1 protein-coding gene is annotated in these 2,485 nt (G+C 65.8%); it reads left to right on the forward strand.

Going from position 1 to position 2,485, the window contains the following annotated elements:
- A partial coding sequence (gene aceE / locus B2W70_RS15320) for a pyruvate dehydrogenase (acetyl-transferring), homodimeric type (protein ID WP_286746970.1) occupies nt 1–2,485 on the forward strand: 2,485 nt, incomplete at both ends.

Here is a 2,485-nt window from a genome sequence, read left to right on the forward strand (position 1 = left end):
CCCGAGCACACGACTTGCTCGAAAACCTCCTTGACCACGCCCGCCAGGCCGGCATCGACATGCCGTTCTCGGCCACGACGGCCTACGTGAACACCATCGCGGTGGAGGACGAGGCACACCACCCCGGCAACCTCGAGATCGAAGAGCGCTTGCGCAGTTACATGCGCTGGAACGCCATGGCGATGGTGGTCAAGGCCAACCGCCACAACCCGCCCGATGGCGGCGACCTGGGTGGCCACATTTCCTCGTTTGCCTCGCTGGCGACCATGCTGGGCGTTGGCTTCAACCATTTCTGGCACGGCGACACGCCCGATCACGGCGGCGACTTGCTCTACATCCAGGGCCACTCGGCCCCGGGCATCTACGCCCGCGCCTTCATGGAAGGTCGCATCACGGAAGACCAGCTCAACAACTTCCGCCAGGAAGTGGGCGGCAAGGGCCTTTCCAGCTACCCACACCCCAAGCTGATGCCGGAGTTCTGGCAGTTCCCGACCGTGTCGATGGGGCTGGGTCCGATCATGGCCATCTACCAGGCGCGCTTCCTGAAGTACCTGCATGCCCGCGGCCTGGCCGACACCAGCCAACGCAAGGTGTGGGTGTTCTGCGGCGACGGCGAGATGGACGAGCCCGAATCGCTGGGCGCGATCGGCCTGGCCGCGCGCGAAAAGCTCGACAACCTGATCTTCGTGATCAACTGCAACCTGCAGCGCCTGGACGGCCCGGTGCGCGGCAACGGCAAGATCGTGCAGGAGCTCGAAGGCGAGTTCCGCGGCGCCGGTTGGAACGTGATCAAGCTGCTGTGGGGCTCGTACTGGGACCCGCTGCTGGCGCGCGACAAGGACGGCATCCTGCGCAAGATCATGATGGAGATGGTCGACGGCGATTACCAGGCCTGCAAGGCCAACGACGGCGCCTTCGTGCGCCAGCACTTTTTCGGGCGCGACCCCCGTGCGCTGGAGATGGTGGCGCGCTTGTCGGACGACGACATCTGGCGCCTGCAACGCGGCGGCCACGACCCGCAGAAGGTGTACGCCGCCTACAACGCGGCCGTCAACCACACTGGCCAGCCCACCGTGCTCTTGATCAAGACGGTCAAGGGCTTCGGCATGGGCAAGAGCGGTGAAGGCAAGAACACCGCCCACCAGACCAAGAAGCTGACCGACGAAGACATCAAGCTCTTCCGCGATCGCTTCAACATCCCGGTGGCCGACGAGGACATCGAAAAGCTGCCCTTCATCAAACCGGCCGACAACACGCCCGAGATGAAGTACCTGCTGGAGCGCCGAGCCGCCCTGGGTGGCGCGCTGCCCAAGCGCCGCCCCAAGGCCGACGAGACGCTGCCGGTGCCGGGCCTGGACGCTTTCCAGAGCGTGCTGGAGCCCACGCAGGAAGGCCGCGAGATTTCGACCACGCAAGCCTTCGTGCGCTGCCTGACGCCGCTGCTGCGCGACGCCAACCTGGGCCCGCGCGTGGTGCCCATCCTGGTCGACGAGGCCCGCACCTTCGGCATGGAAGGCCTGTTCCGCCAGATCGGTATTTACGCGCCGGAAGGCCAGAAGTACACCCCGGTCGACAAGGACCAGGTCATGTACTACCGCGAGGACAAGGCCGGCCAGATCCTGCAGGAAGGCATCAACGAAGCGGGCGGCATGAGCTCGTGGGTGGCCGCGGCCACGTCGTACTCGACGAACAACTGCGTGATGATCCCGTTCTACATCTACTACTCGATGTTCGGGCTGCAGCGCATCGGTGACCTGGCCTGGGCCGCGGGCGACATGCAGGCGCGTGGCTTCCTGCTGGGTGGCACGTCGGGTCGCACGACCCTGAACGGTGAAGGCCTGCAGCACGAGGACGGCCACAGCCAGTTGGTGGCCGGCACCATCCCGAACTGCCTGAGCTATGACCCGAGCTTCGCGCACGAGGTGGCGGTCATCATCCAGGACGGCCTCAAGCGCATGGTCGAGAAGCAGGAGAACGTCTTCTACTACCTGACCCTGCTCAACGAGAACTACGCCCAGCCGGGGCTCAAGCCCGGCACCGAGGCCGAGATCATCGCCGGCATGTACCTGCTGCAGGACGCCGACAGCAAACACAAGCTGCAGGTCAACCTGCTGGGCGCGGGCTCGATCCTGCGCGAGTCGGTGGCGGCCAAGGAGCTGCTGGAAGCCGACTGGGGCGTGGGCGCCAACGTCTGGAGCTGCCCGAGCTTCAACCTGCTGGCCCGCGAAGGCCAGGACGTCGAGCGCTGGAACCTGCTGCACCCGACCGATGCGCCGCGCGTGCCCTTCGTGAAGAAGCAGCTGAGTCGCACGCAAGGCCCGGTGGTGGCATCGACCGACTACGTCAAGGCGCTGCCTGAGCAGATCCGGGCCCACATCCCGCAAGGGCGCTCGTTCAAGGTGCTGGGCACCGACGGCTTCGGTCGCAGCGACTTCCGCTACCGGCTGCGCGAGCACTTCGAGATCAACCGCCACTACATCGTCGT

Origin of the sequence: Aquabacterium sp. UBA2148 (genome assembly GCF_002328915.1) — a bacterium.
In the GTDB taxonomy this organism is placed as follows: domain Bacteria; phylum Pseudomonadota; class Gammaproteobacteria; order Burkholderiales; family Burkholderiaceae_C; genus Aquabacterium; species Aquabacterium parvum.